This window comes from Mesorhizobium sp. M4A.F.Ca.ET.022.05.2.1, from assembly GCF_003998845.1.
GTDB lineage: Bacteria > Pseudomonadota > Alphaproteobacteria > Rhizobiales > Rhizobiaceae > Mesorhizobium.
Window position 1 is genome coordinate 1 of the sequence record NZ_RZOJ01000064.1, and the last position, 21,764, is coordinate 21,764.

At 65.6% G+C, this 21,764-nt stretch carries 17 protein-coding genes and 2 pseudogenes; 8 read left to right on the forward strand and 11 right to left on the reverse strand.

The genetic code is table 11. The features are described 5' to 3' along the window. The 3 genes from EN745_RS10250 to EN745_RS10260 form a co-directional block, all read left to right on the forward strand. Positions 1-586 (forward strand): sugar ABC transporter permease (locus EN745_RS10250; protein ID WP_145992004.1); only part of this gene is annotated, 586 nt, incomplete at its 5' end. Further along, positions 586-1,443 carry a carbohydrate ABC transporter permease gene (locus tag EN745_RS10255; RefSeq protein WP_127421193.1) on the forward strand — a complete coding sequence of 286 codons (858 nt, stop codon included), beginning with the start codon at positions 586-588 and terminating at the stop codon, positions 1,441-1,443. The genes EN745_RS10250 and EN745_RS10255, both read left to right, overlap by 1 nt. Positions 1,444-1,486: 43 nt before the next feature. Continuing rightward, on the forward strand, positions 1,487-3,466 hold the full coding sequence (locus EN745_RS10260; RefSeq protein WP_127421194.1) for a glycoside hydrolase family 127 protein: 1,980 nt from the start codon (positions 1,487-1,489) through the stop codon (positions 3,464-3,466). Between the two features lie 10 nt (positions 3,467-3,476). On the opposite strand, the gene EN745_RS10265 is transcribed toward EN745_RS10260, so the two are convergent. The 6 genes and pseudogenes from EN745_RS10265 to EN745_RS10290 all read right to left on the reverse strand — a co-directional run bounded on the left by EN745_RS10265 (position 3,477) and on the right by EN745_RS10290 (position 11,460). Further along, positions 3,477-4,274: an endonuclease/exonuclease/phosphatase family protein gene (locus tag EN745_RS10265; protein WP_127421195.1), complete on the reverse strand. Its 798-nt coding sequence runs from the start codon at positions 4,272-4,274 to the stop codon at positions 3,477-3,479. 24 nt (positions 4,275-4,298) lie between these two features. Continuing rightward, entirely contained in the window at positions 4,299-5,759 is a 1,461-nt protein-coding gene (locus EN745_RS10270; RefSeq protein ID WP_127406043.1) for a phospholipase D-like domain-containing protein, read from the reverse strand. Positions 5,760-6,418: 659 nt separating this feature from the next. Then, positions 6,419-8,869: pseudogene (locus EN745_RS10275) on the reverse strand (adenylate/guanylate cyclase domain-containing protein); the annotation flags it as partial. A 76-nt stretch (positions 8,870-8,945) separates the two neighbouring features. Further along, entirely contained in the window at positions 8,946-10,040 is a 1,095-nt protein-coding gene (locus tag EN745_RS10280) for a branched-chain amino acid ABC transporter substrate-binding protein (RefSeq protein ID WP_126055091.1), read from the reverse strand. A 327-nt stretch (positions 10,041-10,367) separates the two neighbouring features. Next, a pseudogene (locus EN745_RS10285) lies at positions 10,368-10,667 on the reverse strand (hypothetical protein). A gap of 43 nt (positions 10,668-10,710) precedes the next feature. Then, the gene (locus EN745_RS10290) at positions 10,711-11,460 is read right to left on the reverse strand and encodes a DUF899 domain-containing protein (protein WP_126055090.1); all 750 of its coding nucleotides are present in this window, start codon (positions 11,458-11,460) and stop codon (positions 10,711-10,713) included. 110 nt (positions 11,461-11,570) lie between these two features. On the opposite strand from EN745_RS10290, the gene EN745_RS10295 reads away from it, so the two are divergent. Together EN745_RS10295 and EN745_RS10300 are read left to right on the forward strand one after the other, a co-directional pair. Further along, entirely contained in the window at positions 11,571-12,791 is a 1,221-nt protein-coding gene (locus tag EN745_RS10295; RefSeq protein ID WP_127421196.1) for a helix-turn-helix domain-containing protein, read from the forward strand. A gap of 80 nt (positions 12,792-12,871) precedes the next feature. After that, on the forward strand, positions 12,872-13,528 hold the full coding sequence (locus EN745_RS10300) for a PQQ-binding-like beta-propeller repeat protein (protein ID WP_127421197.1): 657 nt from the start codon (positions 12,872-12,874) through the stop codon (positions 13,526-13,528). Positions 13,529-13,654: 126 nt separating this feature from the next. Here the strand turns inward: EN745_RS10300 and efp are convergent, their stop codons facing one another. After that, positions 13,655-14,224, reverse strand: coding sequence for an elongation factor P (gene efp, locus EN745_RS10305; protein WP_126055087.1), 570 nt, complete (start codon positions 14,222-14,224; stop codon positions 13,655-13,657). A gap of 129 nt (positions 14,225-14,353) precedes the next feature. Here efp and epmA point away from each other — a divergent pair, with 129 nt between their 5' ends. Then, the gene (epmA, locus tag EN745_RS10310) at positions 14,354-15,403 is read left to right on the forward strand and encodes an EF-P lysine aminoacylase EpmA (protein ID WP_127421198.1); all 1,050 of its coding nucleotides are present in this window, start codon (positions 14,354-14,356) and stop codon (positions 15,401-15,403) included. 36 nt (positions 15,404-15,439) lie between these two features. On the opposite strand, the gene EN745_RS10315 is transcribed toward epmA, so the two are convergent. The 4 genes from EN745_RS10315 to EN745_RS10330 are packed head-to-tail and all read right to left on the reverse strand — an operon-like array spanning position 15,440 to position 19,789. Next, positions 15,440-16,267 (reverse strand): ABC transporter permease, encoded by an 828-nt coding sequence (locus EN745_RS10315; RefSeq protein WP_126055085.1) that lies wholly within the window; start codon positions 16,265-16,267, stop codon positions 15,440-15,442. Between the two features lie 2 nt (positions 16,268-16,269). Continuing rightward, positions 16,270-17,550, reverse strand: coding sequence for an ABC transporter permease (locus tag EN745_RS10320; protein ID WP_126055084.1), 1,281 nt, complete (start codon positions 17,548-17,550; stop codon positions 16,270-16,272). Positions 17,551-17,558: 8 nt separating this feature from the next. Beyond that, positions 17,559-18,614: an ABC transporter substrate-binding protein gene (locus tag EN745_RS10325; RefSeq protein WP_126055083.1), complete on the reverse strand. Its 1,056-nt coding sequence runs from the start codon at positions 18,612-18,614 to the stop codon at positions 17,559-17,561. Beyond that, entirely contained in the window at positions 18,611-19,789 is a 1,179-nt protein-coding gene (locus EN745_RS10330; protein ID WP_126055082.1) for an ABC transporter ATP-binding protein, read from the reverse strand. Before EN745_RS10330 ends, EN745_RS10325 begins: the two co-directional genes overlap by 4 nt. 282 nt (positions 19,790-20,071) lie before the next feature. Between EN745_RS10330 and EN745_RS10335 the strand changes: the two genes are divergently transcribed. After that, positions 20,072-21,460 (forward strand): PLP-dependent aminotransferase family protein, encoded by a 1,389-nt coding sequence (locus tag EN745_RS10335; protein ID WP_127421199.1) that lies wholly within the window; start codon positions 20,072-20,074, stop codon positions 21,458-21,460. A 7-nt stretch (positions 21,461-21,467) separates the two neighbouring features. Then, on the forward strand, positions 21,468-21,764 hold a 297-nt coding region (locus EN745_RS10340; protein ID WP_127421200.1), incomplete at its 3' end, for an FAD-dependent oxidoreductase.

The window sequence follows — 21,764 nt, forward strand, 5'->3', positions numbered from 1 at the left end:
GACCAATGTCTACCGCACCGCCTTCTTCATGCCGGCCGTCATCGGCTTCGCTTCGGCCAGCCTGCTGTGGTCGTGGCTCTTGAACGTCGATTCCGGCCTGTTCAGCCCGGCCGCCTACGCGCTCGGCCTGACCGGGAAGAAGTTCAATCTTCTGGCCACCTTCCAGCCGGCCTTCTGGTCGATCATCGCCATGGTCGTGTGGAAGGTCGCGGGCTTCACCATGATCATCCTGATGACCGGCCTGCAGTCGATCCCGTCGGAGCTGCAGGAGGCGGCGATGATCGACGGGGCAGGGCCGTTCGCGCGCTTTCGCGCGATTACCCTGCCGCTGATGCGCCGCACGCTGGCGCTGGCGCTGATCCTGTCGGTCGCCGGCTCCATCCTCGCCTTCGACCAGTTCTACATCATCCTGCGCGGCGGCCCGCGCAACCAGACGCTGACCGCCGTCTACTGGATCTTCAACCAGTCCTTCGTGTCGTTCAAGCTCGGCTATGGCGCCGCGCTCTCGATGATCCTGCTGCTGATCCTCGTCGTGCTCAGCCTCGTCCAGCTCTGGCTGCTGCGCAAACCGGAGGGGGTCGACTGATGGCGCAGGCCCGCAGCCGCAACAGCCGCATCCGGCTCGGCATCGCCGAGCACTTGACCGGCATCACCGCCTCGCTGCTGTTCCTGGCGCCGATCGTCTGGACGGTGCTGTCGGCCTTCAAGCCGTCGCAGGAGGCGCGCCTGCCGCCGCTGCCGCCGTGGCCGACCACCGGCTTCTCGGTCGAGAATTACGGCACGCTCAACACCTTCGGCGACGGGCTCTGGCTGCCGGCGCAAAACAGCATCTACGTCTCGGTGATGACGGTGGTGTTTTCCGTCATCGTCAGCGTGCTTGCCGGCTACGGCTTCTCGCGCTTCCGCTTTCCCTTCAAGGACGTGCTCTTCGTCATCATCCTGTCGACGATCATGATCCCGTTCCAGTCGATCCTGACGCCGATCTTCCTGGTGCTGACCAAGGTCGGCCTGCACAACACGCTGACCGGGCTGGTCTGCGTCTATGTCACGCTGCAGCTGCCGTTCTCGATCTTCATGATGCGCAACGCCTTCGACGCGGTGCCGCGCGAGATCGAGGAGGCCGCCCGCATGGACGGCGCCAACAACGTCACCATGCTGTTGCAGGTCATGCTGCCGCTGGTGTGGCCCGGCATCGTCACCATCGCGCTGTTCGCCTTCCTCGGCGCCTGGAACGAGTTCCTGGCCGCACTGGTGCTGATGACCGACCAGTCCAAGTTCACCCTGCCGATCATGATGACGGCGCTGCAGTCCGGCCGCTTCGGCGCCATCGACTGGGGTGCCGTGCAGGCCGGCGTCACCGTGATGATGGTGCCGTGCCTGATCCTCTTCCTGGCGCTGCAGCGCTTCTACATCCGCGGCCTGATGGCCGGCGCCGTGAAATGACCCGCGCTGAACCGACACTTTCGAAATTGAATGGAGTTAGCCGATGACCGCACTGAAATCCGCCGCGCAGCACACCGGCAAGCCGAAGCTCGCCTTCCGTCCGCTGCCGGTGCCGCAGGTCGACGTGCGCGGCTTCTGGGGCGACCGGGTCGACGCGGTTGCCGCGCGCACCGCCGAGATCCTCTACGAGCGCTGCGTCGAGGCCCGCATGCTGGAGCAGATCGACCCCGACCGGCCGTCGCCGGGCGTCGTCATCCCGTTCCATTCGCCGTCACCGGACGAGGCCGCCAATCCCGGCTTCACCGGCTCGACGGTGACGACGCAGATGTTCTGGGACTCCGACTGGGGCAAGACCATCGAGACCGCCGCCTATTCGCTCTACAGGCGCCGCAACGACACGCTGGAGAAAAAGATCGACGCCGTCATCGACCTCTACGGCAGGCTGCAGCAGTCCGACGGCTACCTGTCGAGCTGGTACCAGCGCATCCAGCCCGGCCTGCGCTGGACCAATTTGCGCGACTGCCACGAGCTCTACTGCGCCGGCCATCTGATCGAGGGCGCCGTCGCCTATTTCCAGGCCACCGGCAAGCGCAAGCTGCTCGACATCATGTGCCGCTATGTCGACCACATCGCCGACACTTTCGGCCCTGAGCCCGGCAAGAAGAAGGGCTATTGCGGCCATGAGGAGATCGAACTGGCGCTGGTCAAGCTGGCGCGGGCGACCGGCGAGCAGAAATACATGGACCTGGCAAAGTACTTCATCGACCAGCGCGGCCAGCAGCCGCACTATTTCGACGAGGAGGCGCGCGCCCGCGGCACCGACCCGAAGGCCTATCATTTCAAGACCTACGAATACAACCAGTCGCACAAGCCGGTGCGCGAGCAGGACAAGGTCGTTGGCCATGCGGTGCGGGCGATGTATCTGTTCTCCGGCATGGCCGACGTCGCCACCGAATATGGCGACGACACGCTGCGCGCAGCACTCGACCGGCTGTGGGACGATCTGACCACCAAGAGCCTCTATGTCACCGGCGGCCTCGGCCCGTCGGCGCACAATGAAGGCTTCACCAGCGACTACGACCTGCCCAACGAGACCGCCTATGCCGAGACCTGCGCCGCGGTCGGCCTGGTGTTCTGGTCGAGCCGCATGCTCGGCATGGGGCCCAACGCGCGCTATGCCGACATGATGGAGCGGGCGCTCTACAACGGCTCGATCTCCGGCCTGTCGCTCGACGGCTCGCTGTTCTTCTACGAGAACCCACTGGAAAGCCGCGGCCGGCACAATCGCTGGAAATGGCACCGCTGCCCGTGCTGCCCGCCCAATATCGGCCGCATGGTGGCGTCGATCGGCAGCTATTTCTACGGCCTCGCCGACGACGCGCTGGCCGTCCACCTCTATGGCGATTCGACCGCCCGCTTCGAGATATCGGGCAAGCCGGTGAGCCTGGTCCAGACCAGCAACTATCCCTGGGACGGCGCCGTCTCGATCCGCGTCGAGCCGGTGGCGCCGGTTGCCTTCACCCTGCATCTGCGCCTGCCGGCCTGGTGCCGCAAGGCGGCGCTCAAGGTCAACGGCAAGGCGGTGGCTCTCGATGCGGTCTTGAGCGACGGCTACGCGGCGATCGAGCGCGAATGGCAAAAGGGCGACTGCGTCGAGCTCGACCTCGACATGTCGATCTCCCGCCTCTTCGCCAATCCGGAAGTGCGCCAGGACATCGGCCGTGTCGCGCTGGCGCGCGGCCCGCTGATCTACTGCGTCGAGGCGACCGACAATCCCGGCCAGTTGCACCGCATCAGCCTGCCGCGGGCGGCCAGAATCGAGGCGCATCACGAGCCGAACCTGCTCGGCGGCATCGTCACGCTTTCGGCCACCGGCAACAGGGAGGCGTCGGAGGATTGGCGCAATGGCCTCTACCGCGCCGAGCCGCCGGCCCTGGAGGAGGCGAGGGTGAAGGCCGTTCCCTACTACGCCTGGGACAACCGCGATCCCGGCGAGATGCTGGTCTGGCTGCGGGAGGGCTGATCCAACCTGGTCAAAGATGCACGAAAGCCGTGAGCGGCAGGTGGTCCGACGCGACCCGCGACAGCGGCGTGTCATGCGCTTCCACCGCCGAGACCATGCCGTTGCGGGTGCCCATGATCCGGTCGAGCGCAAGCACCGGCAGGCCCGAGGGAAAGGTGGGCACGGCTGGCGGCGGGCCGAAGGTGGTGTGCAGCGTGTTCAGCGCAGAGCGGTTGCCCAGCCGCCACTCGTTGAGGTCGCCGAGCAGCAGCGTTGGCCTCTCATCCGCGCTGCTCATGATGTCGAGCACGACACGCGCTTGTTCGGAGCGCGACCGTCGCAGCAGGCCGAGATGGGCGGCAATCACCCGCAGCGGCCGTTTCTCGTCGAGATCGATTTCGGCGACCAGCGCGCCACGCGGCTCCAGCCCCGGAAGCTTGATCTGGTGGACGTCGCGCACCGTGCCGCGCTTGAACAGCAGCACATTGCCGCGCCAGCCATGGCCCTTGCCGTTTCCGGACACCGGCACCGGCACCAGCCCCGTTTCGTGTTCGAGCCGCGCAAGGTCGAGCAGCCCGGCACGGTCGCCGAAGCGGTTGTCGGCCTCCTGCAAGGCGATGACGTCGGGACTGATTTCGCGGATGACGCGGGCGGTCCGTTCGGGATCGAACTTGCGGTCGGTGCCGATGCATTTGTGGACGTTGTAGGAGGCGACCACCATCTCGGCGCCGTCGACCCGCTTGCGCGGCGTCGCCTTCGCCTTCCGCGCCTTTCGGTGGCGGATCGACAGGAGCACGGTCTCCGGCAGGTTGCGTCCGTTTATCTCCATGGTCCTGCTGCTCTGTTCCTTGCGCTATAGATAGGGCGATCCCAGCCACAGCAACCGGTCGAAGACGCGAATGACGAAGGGGCGGGCCTTCAACGTCTCAAGCGTCACCGGCTGCGCGGAGGCGATGGCCGATCCGATGCGTGTCTCGATCTCGGCGGCGAAGTCCGCATCAAGAACTTCCATGTCGATCTCGAAATTCAGCCTCAACGACCGGGCGTCGAGATTGGAGGAGCCGATATAGGCCCAGACGCCGTCGATCGCCATCAGTTTCGAATGGTCGAAGGCGCCTTCGTGGCGCCAGACGCGGCAATAATGCTTCAGCACCTGGTCGAACTGCGCCGTCATCGCGCGGTCGACGAGGAAGAGGTTGTTTACCGCCGGCACGACGATGTCGATCTCGACGCCGCGCCGAGCCGCCGTGGTCAGCGCGCTGATCAGTTCGCGGTCCGGCAGGAAGTACGGCGACATGATGCGGATCGACTTGCGGGCAACCGAGAACGCCCCCATCAGCAGCTTGTGGTTGGTTTCGTTCGAGGCATCCGGCCCCGACGCCACGGCCCGCACCAACATCGGCTGGCCGGGCGCCGACAAGGGGGCTGCCACTTGCCAGGTTTCGCCCTTCAGGGCCTCGTTGCCGGCGAAGCGCCAGTCCTCGGCGGCGACCGAGAAAAGGTCGGCCACCACCGGGCCGGTGACCTTGAAGTGTGTGTCCCGTGAACTGTCGGAGCCGACGAATTCGGCGGAGAATCCCTTGCGGATATTCATGCCTCCCGTGAACGCCACAGTGCCGTCGACGACAAGGATCTTCCTGTGGGTCCTCAGATTCGCATAGGGAAGTCTCAAGCCCATGACGATGTTGCCGTTGAAAAGGTCGGTGGTGACGTTCGCTTCCTTGAGCTGCTTGAGGATGCTGGGCACGGAGTAGCGCACGCCGACGGCGTCGATCAGCACGCGCACGCTGACGCCGCGTTTGACGGCGTTGCCAAGCGATTGGACGAAGATCGCCCCGACCGCATCATTGTCGAAGATGTAGGTTTCGAGAAGGACGCTGCGCTCCGCCCCGTCGATGGCGTGGCACATCGCGCTGTAGGCTTCGTCGCCTGTTTCCAGCACGACGATTGCGTTTCCCGATGTCAGGGCGCGGCGTGTCACCCTGTCGCCCAGCGTCTTCAGCCCGACGAAGCGTAGGCCAAACTCGGCCGTGATCAGGTCTTCGGCGGCGATGTCGCGCTCCTGCTTTGTCAGGGCGGCCTCGCCGGAAGGCGGCCGCATGGCGCTGATCGTCGCCCTGCGGATGCGGTTGATGCCGGCGATGGCGTAGATGATGGCGCCCAGGAAGGGCGACAGCAGCATCACGCCCACCCAGCCGGTGGCGGCGCGCACGTCTTCCTTCGTCATGATGGCGTGGACGATGCCGACGGCCGCCATCGCTAGGGAGAGGGCGAGGATCAGCGTAGACCAGTGACTCGCAATCGCCTGCAACATCGGCCCGACTATTGTGCGAGCTGCCGCGGAAGGCAATGCGTTAGGTCAGGGCGATCCGTGAAAAACGCGTGGCGGTCCGGAAATTCTCTGGGATGTCCATCTGTGTCGCTGGCTGGACCTGGAGGTCGGTTGATCCGCTTCTACACTCAAACTTTTAGTCGAGATCAGCGCACTGCAGTGTTGTGCATGGCAACATGATCATTTCCATGTGGGCTGAAATGTCCACCCTGTGGCTGCGCCGCCACCGGTCCTCCAGGGCGAGGGCCTGCGTCAAATCATGTCATTCTCCGAACGACCCAGAGCGACCGGCCCGCATGAGCGATTCCGGACACGAGTCGAAGGCGAGGATCATCCTTGAGCCGGTCGGCCTCAACCACATCGAGAAGCAGGATCCGCTGATCGGTCTCGTTTGCGTTCGGCGTGATCCAGCAGCGACGATCCTCGCAGCAAAGCCCGGCTTGCGGATGCTCCTGGAGGTACTCAATCGCATATTCGGCGTCCACTTTTCTCGGTCCCGCGTCCACGGACATTTGCTCTTTTCCTCCTCCGTCTGCGATCGGCCAGGAATTATACTCGATTATGGCGGTGCGCGGCGCGCCACCGCTGGCGCGCCTAAGGGGGAGGGGTCGAACCAAGCCCTGCTGCCCGGGCTCGTGCGAAAGCCGATCCAGCGCATCTCGAAGCGCAGTGGCGGCACCGCCACGCTCGTCGGCGGACATCAGCTCCGGTTCAAGTTCCAGCCTGAAGTGCGGCAGCTCGGTTCGAACGGCGCGACAAGCGCCCGCTAGATTGGCCTTCAGATCGATGACGCGGTAGGTGGCGACGGGGTAGGCGATCCCCTTGACCTGCACGTGCCCCATCTCCGCACAATCGATCGTGTCCTTCACTTGCGCAAACGTCTCGTAGGAAATGAGGATGGCCCCCGGTGCCGCCTCCTGTTCCAGACGCGAGGCGAGATTCACGGCGCCGCCGATTATCGTGTAGTCCATCCGGTCCTCGCTGCCGAAGTTACCGACGGTGCAGTAGTCGGTATGGATGCCGATGCGGCAGCGCAGCGGTGTTTCGATCCCCATGTCCCGCCAGACTTCGGTGAGCTCGCTGATCCGGTTTTGCATGGCAAGCGCCATCTGCACGCAAGCCAGCGCGTCCTCCTTGACGCCGCGCGTCTCAGGGTCGCCGAAAAACATCAGGATCGCGTCGCCGACGTACTTGTCGATCGTGGCACCATGATCCAACGCGATTTTCGACATTTCCGTCAGGTAGTGATTGAGGAGCTGGGTGAGATCCTCGGACTCCATTTTGTCGGTGGTCTCGGTAAAGCCGGCGATGTCGGAGAAGCATATAGTCAGCTTCTTGCGTTGACTGGCGATTCTAACATCTTGGCGGCCGGTGAATATCGAGCTGTACACCTGGGGCGCCAGATATTTGGCCAGCTTGTTGGAAAGCGCCTCCAGGGCAGTGGACTTCTCGGCGAGGTTCTCCTCCCTTTGCTTCAGCTCGGTGATGTCGGAATAGACGGCGACCGTGCCGCCGGCACTGATCCGCCGCTCGCTTATCATGATCCATCGCCCGTCGCCCCGCCGCTGCACCCATGGTTCGCCAGGGTTGCGGTGCCGCCACAGGCGCTCGGCAACCCACTCATCGACCCGCCCCTCGGCATCCCTGATGTAGCCGCGCTCGGCGGATCGGCGAATGATCTCCTCGAATGCCGTGCCAGGGGTTAGCTCGGCCTCCAGGCCGGCGTAGAGCAGTTCGCGGTAGCGGCTGTTGCTGAGGACAAGCCGGTCCTCTCTGTCATAGAGAGCGAAACCTTCGGAAATGCTTTCGATGGCATCGACCAGCCGCTGACGTGCTTCTGCAACGTCGCGCAGGTTCTTTTCCTCGACCTCGACGGCGGTATCCCGGAAGAGCCTCAGCGCCTCGGCCATGCGCCCGATTTCGTCGCTGCCCGCGGCCGGCAGCGGCGCACGAAGATCGCCGCCCGCGATGGCGAGCATGCCCTGGCTCACCGCGCCCAGACGGGCGAGGAGGCTGCGGTCGACATAGAGCCAGACGACCAGAACCGAGCTCAACAGGCTGAGCAAGGCGGAGCCGAGGACAACTCCGGTGCCGTAGTGCTGGACGAGCGCGGCTTCGCGACCGGAGGCAGCGATCTCGCGGTCCGCTGCTGCGACAAGACGGTCGACCGCAGCGGTGAGACTGCGCGACAGCCGATTGTTTTCGGCCAGCAGCTTTTCGCCCTGCGCGAGGACCGCAAGTTCCTCTTCCCGGGCCTTCGGGATGCTGTTCTCACCATCGGTTAGTGCCTTGAGTTCGTCCACCCGTTGCCGGAAACGGGTCCGCAGCTTTTCGTCGATCTCCGAGGAAGCCGTTTCGAGAGCGGCAAGCGAGCGGCGCAGCGGAAACAGGATCAACGCCAGGTCGCCCTGCGACGGCGCGGTCGCGGCCTTCACCAGCGCGTCGTTGACCGCCGAAATATCCAGCAGCGCCTTTTGCTGGGGGATGTAAGCCGCAATCGCCTGGACCATGTCGGCCATTGCCGCTGCGCGTCGATCGGGCGACAGTGACGTGTCGGCCGCGACCGCCCGCCATTGCGGCAGCCTGGAATCCATCACCAGGATGCCGGTGGCAAGAAGGCGGTGGCTCCCGGTCGTCGTCGCGGCGAGGCGGTTCAGGAGTTCCTCCTTGCGGGCGACCACATCGAGCCGGGCGATGACCAGGGAGTCGAGCTCCTTCAGATTGCGCCTCAGAACAACCGCGGCTTCCTCGATTTCGGCCAAAGGCACTGTGCCCAGCGTGGCGTCCCTGAGGTCGGTGCGCAGCGCCTCGAGGCGGGACATCTCGAGCGCGACGGCAGCCGAGACCTCGCTGTGCTGAGACCTGCTCGTCGCCGCCAGCACCGATGGCGCGGCAGCAGCGACCCGCTCGGCCTGGCGCGACAGTTGGAGGGAGGCTAGCGCCGACGGCACCCGATCCGTGGTGATTCGGTCGACGACGTCGCCGACTTGGAGGAAGGCATAAAGCGCCGCAGCGGTTGCCAGCACCGCAAGGGCGCTGATCCCGAAAAAGGCGAACAGCAGCCGGCCGCGTATGCCGAGGCGTTCAAGCATCGCTGTGAGTCGGTACAATCCAGCCACACTGGTCTGCATCGGACTAGACGTCTCAGGGGCACGCATTCGGCGAACCCTATTCAACCGGCACGTACTCCCCGCCGCGCCAGACGTACCAAACCCAGCTCTGCCTCGTGAGGTCACCCTTGTCGTCGAAATCGACGCGGCCAATGACGGTGTCGAACTCCTGTTCGCGCAGTGTCGCGATGACCGCCTTCGGCTCCAGCGAACCTGCCTTCGCGACCGCCTGGGCCCAGACCTGGACCGCGCAGTAGCTCAACAGCGTGTAGCCCGCCGGCTCGAAGTTCTCCGCACGGAACTGCTCCACGATCGCGGCTGCGCCGGCATTTCGCCGCGGGTCCGCCGGGAAGGTGAACAGGGTTCCCTCCGCCGCTGGGCCTGCGATCAGGGCGAATTCCTCGGTAGCCAAGGCATCTCCGGATATGAGCTGAACCGTGTAGCCGCGGTCGTGTGCGGCGCGAGCAATCAGCCCAACGTCGGCATGATAACCACCCACATACAAGGCTGAGACGCCGGCGCTCTGCAACGCAGCGACCTCGGCTGAATAGTCGTCCTTCCCGGGCGCGTATGCGTCGTAGACAGCTTCGGTCACGCCCCGTTTGTTCAGCTGCTTCCTGGTCTCGTCGGCGAGACCCTTCCCGTAGGTCGAATTGTCGTGAAGGATTGCAATCTTCTTGTCGCCCCAGCGATCGGCAAGGTAGTTGCCGGCGATGAACCCTTGCGCGTCGTCGCGGCCAATGGTGCGGAAGACATTGCGACGGCCCTGTTCGGTCAGCTGCGGATTCGTCGAGCCTGGGGATATTTCGACGATGCCCGCCTCCTCGTACACTTTTGATGCGGGGATCGAGGCCCCGGAGCAAAAATGCCCGACGACGAGCACCACCCCGTCAGCCACCAGCTTCCGGGCGGCCGCGACCGCTTGCTCGGGATCGCAGAAATCGTCGACCGAGATGAGCCTCACCTTCTGGCCAAGCACGCCGCCCGCGGCGTTGACGTCGGCCACCGCCATCTCGGCGCCGCGCTGTCCCTGCTCGCCGATCCAGGCAAGCCGTCCTGTCATCGCAGACGAGACCCCGATCAGCACCTCAGCCCTCGCGGAACCGAACACGGCCGCGAGAACCACGATCGCTATGGCGATGACACGGTGCATGTGCGCACCCCTTGTGGACATTAGCTTACGCTAATCCAGTCAGTGCCGACAGCCCCTTCGGCAAGCGCGAGTGTCTTGGATGTTGTTGCGGTGCAGTTGGCTGAGGTAATCGCACGCCAAATCCCGACATCCACTGGCCGGAGTGAACATCGTGATGGGGTCAGGTCATGACAATGCTAACGCCTAGCGTAATGTCGGATTTGCAGCCTGAAGCTGTCAGTCCGCTGTCGGCCCCACTCCGGTCATTCGAGAACCGGTGGCAACTCGTCGCTGGCGCTTAGCGGGCACTTGGGCCGGTACGGCGGTCATTGGCCGCGATGCGAAATTTCACGCCCGCCGCGCCACTAGCCGCAGCCAGGGCGCCAGATGGAAGGCGGCCATCAAAAGATACATCGGTACCATGCCGCTCAGCATCGAGGCGCCGGGGCCGGGCATGCACATCATGTCATGGCCGCCATAGGCGGCTGTCAGCAGCGCCATGATTGCGAAGGTCGGCGCCGCCGCAAGGCTGAGCCAGTCGGCGAGGCCGAAGCCGCTCGGGACGGCCGGGCCAGGGGCGGGATTGTCGATGCTCATCTTTGCCACCTTTCAAACTGGCGGGATTCCTGCGGACGCCTGGAGAGAGATCGGCTCCGGCGGTGCGGCTGGCACCGCCAGAGTCGCTTCACACTCAGGCGCTCTTGTTGCGGAACGCCGCCTCGCCGACGTCCGACACTTCGACCCATCTCTGGTCGGGGGCGGCACCCTCTTCGTAGTTGTCGTGCCAGTTCCACCATTTGTAGGTCTGGGTCTGCGGATAGCCTTCGGGCGAGTCCTCCCACACCTCCTGGCGGCCGAGCGGGGTGACGTCGAGGTAGCTCCACACGGTGCCGAAAGCCTCGTCGCCGCGGTTGTTGACGAAATAGGTCCGGAAGATGCGGTCGCCGTCGTGGATGAAGACGTTGTGGCCATGCCATTCGTCGACGCCGAAATCCTTATCCCAGCTGTCGGTGATGGTGTACCAGGGCAGCTCCCAGCCCATCCGCTGCTTCACCCGCTGAATGTCGGCCTGCGGCGCCCGCGAGGCATAGGCGAGCGTGGTGTCGCGGGCGTTGAGATGGGCGAGATTGCCGACCATGTCGGCGCCGAGCGAGCAGCCGCGGCAGGCGTGCTCCGGCCAGCCATAGACGCCCGGCTCGAAGAAGGCGCGATAGATGATCAGTTGCCGGCGGCCTTCGAACAGGTCGAGCAGGCTCGCCTTGCCGTTTGGGCCGTCGAACACATAGTCCTTCTCGACAAGCGTCCATGGCATGCGGCGACGTTCCGCGGCCAGCGCGTCGCGGGCACGGGTGAGGGCCTTTTCCTTTACGAGCATCTCTTCGTACGCGCCTTCCCAGGCGTCCTGCGAAACGATCGGCGGTGTCTTCATGTGCTGGGTCATTGCTCTTGTCCCGTTCTTTCGGTTTGGTTGGGGTGCAGGACAGACATAGGGCCGGATGGCGTGATGGTGAGAGTTACAAGTGTGGCGGGATTTCTGTCGGCGGGCTGTGAATGGACTCGCTGATCAACGCCGCCGGCCGCGCGCTGGCCGCGGGGGATCCGCTCGGCGCCCTGAAGCGCGTCGCGCTGCGCCAGGACCCGGCCGCGCTGGCGCTGCGCGGCATCGCCATGGCGCAGCTCGGCGACTTCGCCAAGGCAAAGACGCTGCTGAAGAGCGCGGCCCGTGCCTTCAGCCCCAGGGAGGCGGTGGCGCGCGCCCGCTGCGTCGTCGCCGAGGCCGAAATCGCGCTGGTGTCGCGCGATCTTGGTTGGCCGGAAAAGGCGCTGCGGGCGGCGCGCGCGACGCTTCACGCGCACGGCGACCGGGTGAACGCCGCCTATGCCGGCAGCATCGAGGCGCGCCGCCTGATCCTGATCGGCCGCCTCGACGAGGCCGAGCGCCTGCTTGCCGGTTTCGATCCGGGGCCGCTGCCGCCGGTCGCGCGTGTCGCACATGAGCTCGCGGCCGCCGGCATCGCGGTCCGGCGACTGCGGACGAAGGCGGCGCGCTCGGCGTTCGGCCGGGCATCGCTCGCCGCCTACGAGGCCAAGATTCCGGCGCTGAGGGCGGAGGTCGAAGCGGCCTCCCTGGTGTTGAACACGCCCGTAGGCCGGCAGATTGCGCAGGGATCGGAGAAATTGCTGCCGCTCGATGAGGTCGAGACGCTGCTGGCGTCCGGCGCGTTCGTTATCGATGCCTGCCGCAATGTCGTGCGTGAAGCCGATAAGGTTGTCTCGCTGGCCAGCCGGTCGGTGCTGTTTGCGCTGGCGCGCACGCTCGCCGAGGCCTGGCCGGGGGACGCCTCGCGCGAGACGCTGCTCAGGCGCGCTTTTCGGGCAAGGCATGCCGATGAGTCGCATCGCGCGAGGCTGCGGGTTGAGATGGGCCGGCTGCGCGCCGAACTCGGCGCGCTGGCCGAAATCAACGCGACGGCCGCCGGCTTTGCGCTGACGCCGCTTGGCGCCGGCGAGGTGGTCGTGCTGGCGCCGCCGGTCGAGGAACAGCATGGCGCGGTGCTGGCCTTCCTCGCCGACGGCGAGTCCTGGTCGAGCTCGGCGCTGGCGATCGCGCTTGGCGCCAGCGCTCGCACCGTGCAGCGGGCGCTGGAGGAGCTTTCGGCCGAGAGAAAGATTCAGGCCATTGGCCGTGGCCGGGCGCGCCGCTGGATGATGCCGCCGGTGACCGGATTCCCGACTGTCTTGTTACTCCCGGGCCCGCTGCCGAGCGACTAAGCATGCTGGCGAAAGTTCGGGAAAGAGACATGCCCAGGAACTAAGTGCCAGGTGTATTGTCCAGATCGATGGAGACCGTGATGAAACGAGCGACTGCCGAAATCCTGCGTGAGTACGGACCCTTTCCGGGGGTGAAGACCGTGGCTGGCGTGACCTTCGACGGCGAGAAAGTCTGGTTTGCCTCGGGCGACAAGCTCCATGCGCTCGATCCCGGGTCGGGAGCGACACTGCGCTCGATCGATGTCGCAGCCGATGCCGGAACCGCCTTCGACGGCAAGCATCTTTACCAGATCGCCGAAGAGCGCATCCAGAAGATCGATCCGCAGACCGGCGACGTCATCGCCACGATCCCGGCTCCCGGCAATGGCGGCGACTCCGGCCTGACCTGGGCCGAGGGCTCGCTTTGGGTTGGTGAATACCGCGCCCGCAAGATCCATCAGATCGATCCCGAAACCGGCACGGTGATCCGCACCATCGAGTCCAAGCGCGTCGTCACCGGTGTCACCTGGGTCGACGGCGAGCTCTGGCACGGTACCTGGGAAGGCGACGAGAGCGATCTGCGGCGCATCGATCCAGATACCGGCGAGGTGCTTCAGACGCTGGACATGCCGGCGGGAATGGGTGTGTCCGGGCTGGAATCCGATGGCGGAGGCTGCTTCTTCTGCGGCGGCGGCAACAGCGGCAAGGTGAGGGCGGTGCGCCGGCCCGGCTATGCCCCCACGGCGGCGAACAAATAGAAGCCGGGGCCGGGCGCGTTCTGAACTTCGTGATCGAGGCGCCTGCCGGGCGCCCCCATCTCGCGCGTTCACGAGGAGGCGGCCCGCAACATCGCCGGCGAGCTCTGGTAGACCGTGCGTCTGGTCTCAGTCCTTGGCGCGCTCGACGTAGGAGCCGTCGGCGGTCATCACCACCACGCGCGTGCCGGCGGAAATGTGCGGCGGCACCGCCGTGCGCACGCCGTTGGAAAGCATGGCCGGCTTGTAGGACGAGGACGCCGTCTGGCCCTTGGTGACCGGTTCGGTTTCGACCACCTCGAACACGGCGCGCTGCGGCAGCACCAGCGAAATCGGCACGCCGTTGAACTGCGCCAGCTGCACCGCCATGCCTTCCTGCAGATAGGGGGCCATGTCGCCGACCACGCCTTCCGGCGCCACGACCTGGTCGTAGCTTTCCGGGTTCATGAAATGGAAGCCTTCGCCGTCGGAATAGAGGAAAGTGTGCTCGCGCTCCTCGACATAGGCGCGCTCCACCATCTCTGTCGTGCGATAGCGCTCCGAAACCTTCACGCCGTCGCCGATGCGGCGCATGTCGAGTTGCGTCACCGGCGTGCCCTTGCCAGGGTGGATGTTTTCGGCAAAGAGGATGACATAGAGCTTGCCGTCCTTATCGACGACGTTGCCTTTGCGTAAGGAGCTGGCGATGACCTTGACCACGGTGTTCAATCCCAATCGAGTTTTTCGGCCTGCAAGCGTCGATTGCCATGAAGCGGCGACGGCGGCCATCGCGTGCGCCCTAGCGCATCTTGCGCCGAACCGCCAGCCTTCCCGGCGATTTTCCTGCCAATGACCGCCGAAGCCTCCCCCTGGTGGACGCCCGATGTCCATGCCGATCGCCGGCCGCGGCTGATCGCGCGCAATGCCATTGCCGCGGCGCTGCGCGGCTGGTTTGCCGAGCGCGATTTCGTCGAGGTGACTACGTCGGCGCTGCAGGTCTCTCCGGGCAACGAGGCGCATCTGGCGGCCTTTGCCACCGAGGCGATCGGGACGGACGGCGCCCGACAGCCGCTCTATCTTCACACCTCGCCGGAATTCGCCTGCAAGAAGCTGCTGGCCGCCGGCGAGCGGCGCATCTTCAGCCTCGGCCCGGTCTGGCGCAACCGCGAGCGCGGCCCCTTGCATCATCCGGAATTCACCATGCTCGAATGGTATCGCGTCGGCGAGGCCTATGAGAGCCTGATGCGCGACTGCGCCGAATTCCTGGCGCTGGCGGCGGAGAAGGCGGGTGCCAAGACCTTCCGCTTTCGCGGCCGCGAGGCCGACCCTTTCGCCGAGCCGGAGCGGCTAAGTGTCGCCGAAGCCTTTTCGCGCCATGCCGGCATCGATCTTCTCGCGACCGTCTCCGCCGACGGCGGCACCGATCGCGCGGCGCTGCACGATGCCCTCGTCAGTGCCGGCCTGCGCACCGCGCGCGACGACCACTGGACCGACCTGTTCAGCCGGGTGATGGTCGAGAAGGTCGAACCGGCGCTGGGGCAGGGGCGGGCCACCATCCTGTACGGCTATCCGGTCTCGGAAGCCGCGCTCGCCCGGCCGAGCGCGGAGGATCCGCGCGTTGCCGAGCGTTTCGAACTCTATTGCTGCGGCGTCGAGCTCGCCAACGCCTTCGGCGAGCTCACCGATCCAACCGAGCAGCGCCGCCGCTTCACCGCCGAAATGGACGAGAAGGAGCGCATCTATGGCGATCGCTACCCGATCGACGAGGACTTTCTCGCGGCTCTGGCCACCATGCCGCAGGCCAGCGGCTCGGCACTCGGCTTCGACCGGCTGGTGATGCTGGCGACGGGCGCGGCGCGGATCGACGACGTGATCTGGACGCCGGTGGCCGACGCGTGAAGACCTCAGCCGCCGGCCTCGCCGGTCCTGAAGAACCTATGCCGCTGCGCCCGGCCGTTTCTGACCGCGCCGCGCCAAAAGATTGGCCACCACCAGAAGCACGATCGACAGCGCCATCATCAGCGTCGCGGCGGCGGTGATCGCCGGGCTGAGCTTTTCGCGAAGGCCGATGAACATTTCGAGCGGCATGGTGCGCTGGCCGGCGCTGGCCAAGAACTGCACGACCACGACCTCGTCGAAGGACGTGACGAAGGCGAAGGCCGCGCCAGAGAGCACGCCGGGCAGAATCAGCGGCAGCATCACCCGAAAGAACGCGGTCAGCGGTTTCGCCCCGGAGATCGCGGCGGCACGCATCAAATTGCGGTCGAAGCCGGTGAGGCTCGCCGCCACCGTCACGACGACAAACGGACTGGCTAGAGCGGTATGCGCCAGGATGATGCCGGCGTAGGTGCTGGCCAGGCCGATGCGCGCATAGAACAGATACGAGCCGACGGCGGTGATCACCACCGGCACTATGAGCGGCGACAGAAGCAGCGGCATGACGATGCGTCGGCCTGGGAATTTCTCGTCGGAAAGCGCGATCGCCGTCAGCGTGCCAAGCGTCGTTGCGATCAGCGTGGTGCCGAAGGCAACGATCAGGCTGTTGCCGATCGCCGACTGCCAGCGCTGGGTGCCGAGCACCATCTCGTACCAGCGCGTCGAAAGGCCCTCCAGCGGGAAGATGAAGAAGGCACCGCTGTTGAAGGAGAGCGGAACCGGAATGAGGATCGGGACCAGCAGGAAAAGGATGACCAGCGCGCACCAGATCCAGAGCAGCGCGATGCGGATGCGTTCGCCAAGGGTTGGGAAGGGAGACAACAGCATGGCTACACCAGCTTCAGGCGGTCGAGGCCGAGGATGCGAGCAAAGATGCCGAACAGCGCCAACGTGAAGACGAGCAGGATGAAGCTCAAGGCCGCCGCCATCTCCCAGTTCAGTTCGACATTGACGTAGTTGGCGATGAAGTTGCTGATCAGCTGGTCGCTGGCGCCACCGATCAGCGCCGGCGTTATGTAGTAACCCAGGCACAGGATGAAGGTGAGCAGGCATCCGGCCATCACGCCGGGAAACACCTGCGGAAGGTAGACGCGCCGGAAGGCGGTGAGGGGTTTGGCTCCAAGCGAATAGGCCGCCTTCATCTGCGACGGCTGGATGGTGCGCATGACGCTGTAGATCGGCAGCAGCGTGAACGGCAGCTGGATATGCGTCATGGCAATGATCAGCCCGATGCGGCTGTACATCAGGTCGAGCCGGTCGCTGGCTATGCCGATGAAGAGCAGGAAGTCGTTGACCAGGCCGAATTTCTGCAAAAGCACCGTCCACGCGGCGGTGCGCACCAGGATCGAGGTCCAGAACGGCAGGAGCACGGCGACGATCAGCACGGCGGCCAGGCCTTTCGGGACGCTGGCGATGAGGTAGGCGAGGGGAAACCCGAGCAGCAGCGTGGCGAGCGTGACCGCCGCGGCAACAAGGAAGGTGCGCACGAACACCTGCAGGAAGATCGCCTGCTCCGGCGGCACCCGCTCGATGCCGCCATCGGCATTCCAGCGCATGTCGAGCGCGCTCAGCAGATAGAACGAGGTGAGGCTGTGAGTGCCATTCCGGATTGCCGGCCAGGTCGACGGCGCCGACCAGAACGGCACCGATTTCATGGCCTCGAGCGCGGCCTGACCGTCGGCGTTTTCGAGCTTGCGCACCGTCTTCAGCACTTGGCTGCGCGCGCCGGGCAGGCGGGCGTTCAGGCTCTTGGCCAGCTCATAGGCCGTGCCCTTGACCTGGTTGTCCTTCAGGTCGGCGGCCAGCGCCGCGAAGGCATCGTCCACCGGCAGGCCCTGGCCGTTCCAGCCGGCCAGGGCCACGGTCGTTTTGGGCAAAGCATCTGCGATTGTCGGATCATAGACGGCGCGCGACAGCAGCAGCACGATAGGTATGCCGAAGCTCAACGCCAGGAGAATGAGCAGCGGCGCCGCCAACAGCAGCGAGCGCAGCCGGTCGCCGAATTCGGCGCGCCGGAGCGCCGCCGACACGGATTTGAGGTCCGCGTCGGCGGCTGGCCGGCCGCGGGCCAGCGCGGGCCGGTCGACTTCGCTGGGCTGGAGCGCCGACATGCCCGTTCCTACTGCGCAAGCCAGGCGTTGAAGCGCTTGACCAGATCCTCGCCGTAGTCGCCCCAGAACTCGGTGTCGGCGACCAGATAGGCGCCGCCCAGATGGTCCGGCGCGTTGGGCAGTTTCGGCAAGGCGTCGGCTGCGACGAAGGACGCGGCATCGGTGCGCACCGGTCCGTAGGTGATGTAGCTGGCAAGCTTGGCGTTGTTTTCCGGCTCGCTGATATAGGCGAGATATTTGTAGGCGAGGTCCGGGCTCTTGGCGCCCTTTGGAATGGCGATCATGTCATATTCGAGGATCTGGTTGTTCCAGACGATCTTGAACGGCTTGCCGTCGGTGTCGATAGCGTTCTGGATGCGGCCGTTCCAGGCGGTCGTCATCACCACTTCCTTGGAGGCCAGAAGCTGCGCCGGCTGCGCGCCGGCATCCCACCAGACGATGTCCTTCTTGATCGTGTCGAGCTTCTTGAAGGCGCGGTCGACGCCTTCCGGCGTTGCAAGGACCTTGTAGACGTCGGCCGGCGCCACGCCGTCGGCCATCAGCGCCCATTCGAGGTTCTGCGCCGGGAACTTGCGCATGGCTCGCTTGCCCGGGAACTTGGTCGTGTCGAAGAGGTCGAGCACCGATGTTGGCGCCTCTTTCAGCACGGTCGGGTCATAGGCGAGGATATCCCCGTAAGCATCGAGACCGACACCGCAATCGAGCGCCGAGCCCTCGATGAACTTGTCACGCGGTCCGATCTTGGAATAGTCGAGCCGCTCGAGGATGCCGGCGTCGCAGCCCTGCAGCACGGTCGCCGTCTCGACCGTCACCAGGTCGATCGGCACGTTGCCGGTGTCGACCATGGCCTTCACCTTGCCGAGGTCGCCGAGATATTCCTGCTCGAGGATCTTGACGCCGGTCTCCTTGCTGAACGGCTCGAACCAGGCCTTGCGCTGGGCGTCCTGCCAAGCGCCCCCGCTCGCCATGATGGAAAGCTCTTGCGCAAAGGCGGCGTGGCCTATCGTCGTCGTGAAGGCAGTTGCGGCCACAAGCGCGAGCAGAGTCTGCTTTGTGTATTTCATGTCGTTTTCCCCTGTTTCGGAATGGCGCCGCCCGTCCCGGCATCGGCCGGAAAGGCGCGGCAATCATTGGGCGCGCAGGAGACCGTCACGGCCTCGCCGTTTGCCATCGTCGCTTCGGGGCCGACCTTGACGGTCAGCACCTGGTCGTTGGCGAGCCTGGCCACGAGGCGCAGGTGGTCGCCGAGATAGATCCGCCCGTCCACCGTGGCGGGCAGGGCGTTGCCGCCGGCCGCCATCGGCGTCAGGGTCAGCCGTTCCGGTCGGATGGCGACCTGGCAGGGAGCGCCCTGCGCGACGCCGATCGCCAGCGCGGTGAGTTCGCCACCGCCGCTCAGCCGGACCCTGCATTCTGCGCCGGAGACGCGGTCGACCACGCCTTCCAGCGTGTTGTTCTCGCCGATGAAGCTCGCCACGAACGAGCTCTGCGGGGTGTTGTAGAGATCATCGGGCGAGCCGAGCTGGGCGATGCCGCCATTGTTGAAGACGGCGACGCGGTCCGACATCGTCAGTGCCTCGCTCTGGTCATGCGTGACGTAGACGATGGTGACGCCGAGCATGGTGTGGATCTGTTTGATCTCGAGCTGCATGTGTTCGCGCAGCTTCTTGTCGAGCGCGCCCAGCGGCTCGTCCATGAGTACCAGGCTCGGCTTGAACACCAGGGCGCGGGCAAGCGCCACGCGCTGCTGCTGGCCGCCGGAAAGCTGGGTCGGCCGGCGGTCGCCAAATTGCCTGAGCCGCACCATGTCGAGCGCGCTCGCTACCCTGGATGCGATATCGGCCTTGCCGACCTGCCGGACCGAGAGCGGGAAGCCGACGTTCTCCTCGACCGTCATATGCGGGAACAGCGCGTAGTTCTGGAACACCATGCCGATGTTGCGCTGATAAGGCGGCAAGCGGTCGACCGGTTGGCCTTCCAGCGTGATCGTGCCATGCGTCGGCCGCTCGAAGCCGGCAAGCATGTTGAGCGTCGTTGTCTTGCCGGAGCCGGAAGGACCAAGCAGCGTCAGGAATTCGCCGCGCGCAACGGTGAGGTTCATCCGCGTCACGGCGAAAGTCCGCCCGTCGTAGGATTTTTCGACGTCGGCGAATTCGACGAAACCCTTGCCGGGACCGGCTTGCGCGGCCGGCGCGATCGTGGCCGGGGCGGCCGGCAATGCGGCCTGGCTGGCGTTCATAGTCCGCAATCCTTGATGCGGCTGAGATGCGGCTTGCGATCCATGCCTCGTCCTCCCGGAAACCGGCTGCCCGGCAGGTCATGTGACTTGTATGGTCACACAATTAACCTGTAATCGACCATAGATGCAGACAACTTTGTCCGTCAAGCCGATTTTTGGCGGATTGTGTGAGATTGTTAACAGGATGTCTTGCGGTTGTACGCCAGACAAGCTCTATTGTCCGGAGTATTGTCTTATGCTAGATGCGCCAACAGTAAGACATCAGCCGTAGTCGATTCCCGCATGCTGCAAGATCTTCGCCTCCCCGACGACGAAAGTCCGGTTTACCGTCGCCTTGCCGACGCGATCGCCGAACGCATCGCCGCCGGCACGCTCGCGGTCGGTGACCGGTTGCCGCCGCAGCGCGAGATCGCGCGGGCACTGGGCATCAATGTCACGACCGTCACGCGGGCCTTGTCGACACTTCAGGAGCAGGGGCTGCTCGAAGCGCGGCCCGGACGCGGCACGACGGTCGCCGCCCGTGACGTCGGCGAGAAGCCGGGCTTCGTGTCGTCGCCGAGCGACCAGAGCGGCATCATCGACCTTTCCGTCAACCGGCCGGCCACCACCGCCTATCTCGATGCGGTTGCCGCGCTGCTGCCGCGTCTGCCCAAGGACCGGCACTACGCCGCGCTTCAGGACTACCACCCGCCGGAAGGACCGCTCTGGGCGCGCGTGGCGGTGGCCGACTGGTTCAAATCCGTCGCCGGCGACGGCGATCCCGGCCGCGTCGTGCTCGCCGCTGGCGCCCAGCACGGACTGGACGGTGTCCTCGGTGCGGTGACCAGGCAGGGCGAGGTCGTGCTTGCCGACGAGGTGACGTACCAGGGCATAAACGCGCTCTGTCGCGTGCATGGGCTGGATCTCAGGGGCGTCGCCATGGACCGCGCCGGCATGCGCCCCGACGCCTTCGAGGGCGCCTGCGCGCACCTGCGTCCGCGCGCGGTCTTCCTGGTGCCGACGCTGCACAACCCGACGACGATCACGCTGAGCGCGGAGCGCCGGCATGAGCTTGCGGCGGTTGCCCGCCGCTACAATGTGCTGATCATCGAGGACGACGTCTACCGGCCGCTGGCCGACGACCCGCCACCCTCCTTCGCCTGTCTCGAGCCCGAACTGACCATCCATCTCGGCGCGCTGTCGAAATGCCTGGCGCCGGGCCTGCGCCTTGGGTTCGTCATCGCCCCGCGCCCCATCGCCGGCCAGGTCGCGGCGGCGCTGCGCATCAACTGCTGGAGCATCAGCCCGCTGACGGCGCTGATCGGTGCCAGGCTGATCGAGGAAGGCTCTGCTGCCCGCATCATCGACATCCAGAAGCAGGAACTGCGCCAGCGCCAGGCGATCCTGAGCGAAATCCTCGGCCGCTTCGACATCCAGGCACATCCGACGTCGACCCATGCCTGGCTGCGCCTGCCGGAGCCCTGGCGCGGCGCGGGCTTTGCCCGCACCTGCCTGGAGCGCGGCGTCGCCGTGCTGCCGGGCGATGCCTTCGCGGTCGGCCGCGAGCCGGTCCAGCACGGCGTGCGCATCAATGTCGGCGCGGCGCGCTCGCAGGAGGATCTGCGCACGGCACTCGCCATCATGGCCGAACTGTTGTCGGCCGGCCATCTGCAACTGCCGGGTTTTGTGTAGGTCATCGGTGGCAGCGTCCAGGACTGTCGAAATCGCCATCGTTGGCGCCGGTGTCGTCGGGCTGGCGACGGCGTTGCGGCTTGCCGGAGAAGGCCGCGAGGTCCTTCTCATCGATCCCAACGAGCCGGGCTCGGGCGCCTCGTTCGGCAATGCCGGAACGATTGCCGAATATGCCTGCATGCCGGTCGGCAATCCGGCCGTCCTGCGCGCGCTGCCGAAACTGCTTCTTGACCCGGACAGCCCGTTCGCATTGCGCTGGACAGCGCTTTTCCAGCTTGCGCCATGGTTGGTCCGCTTTGTCAGG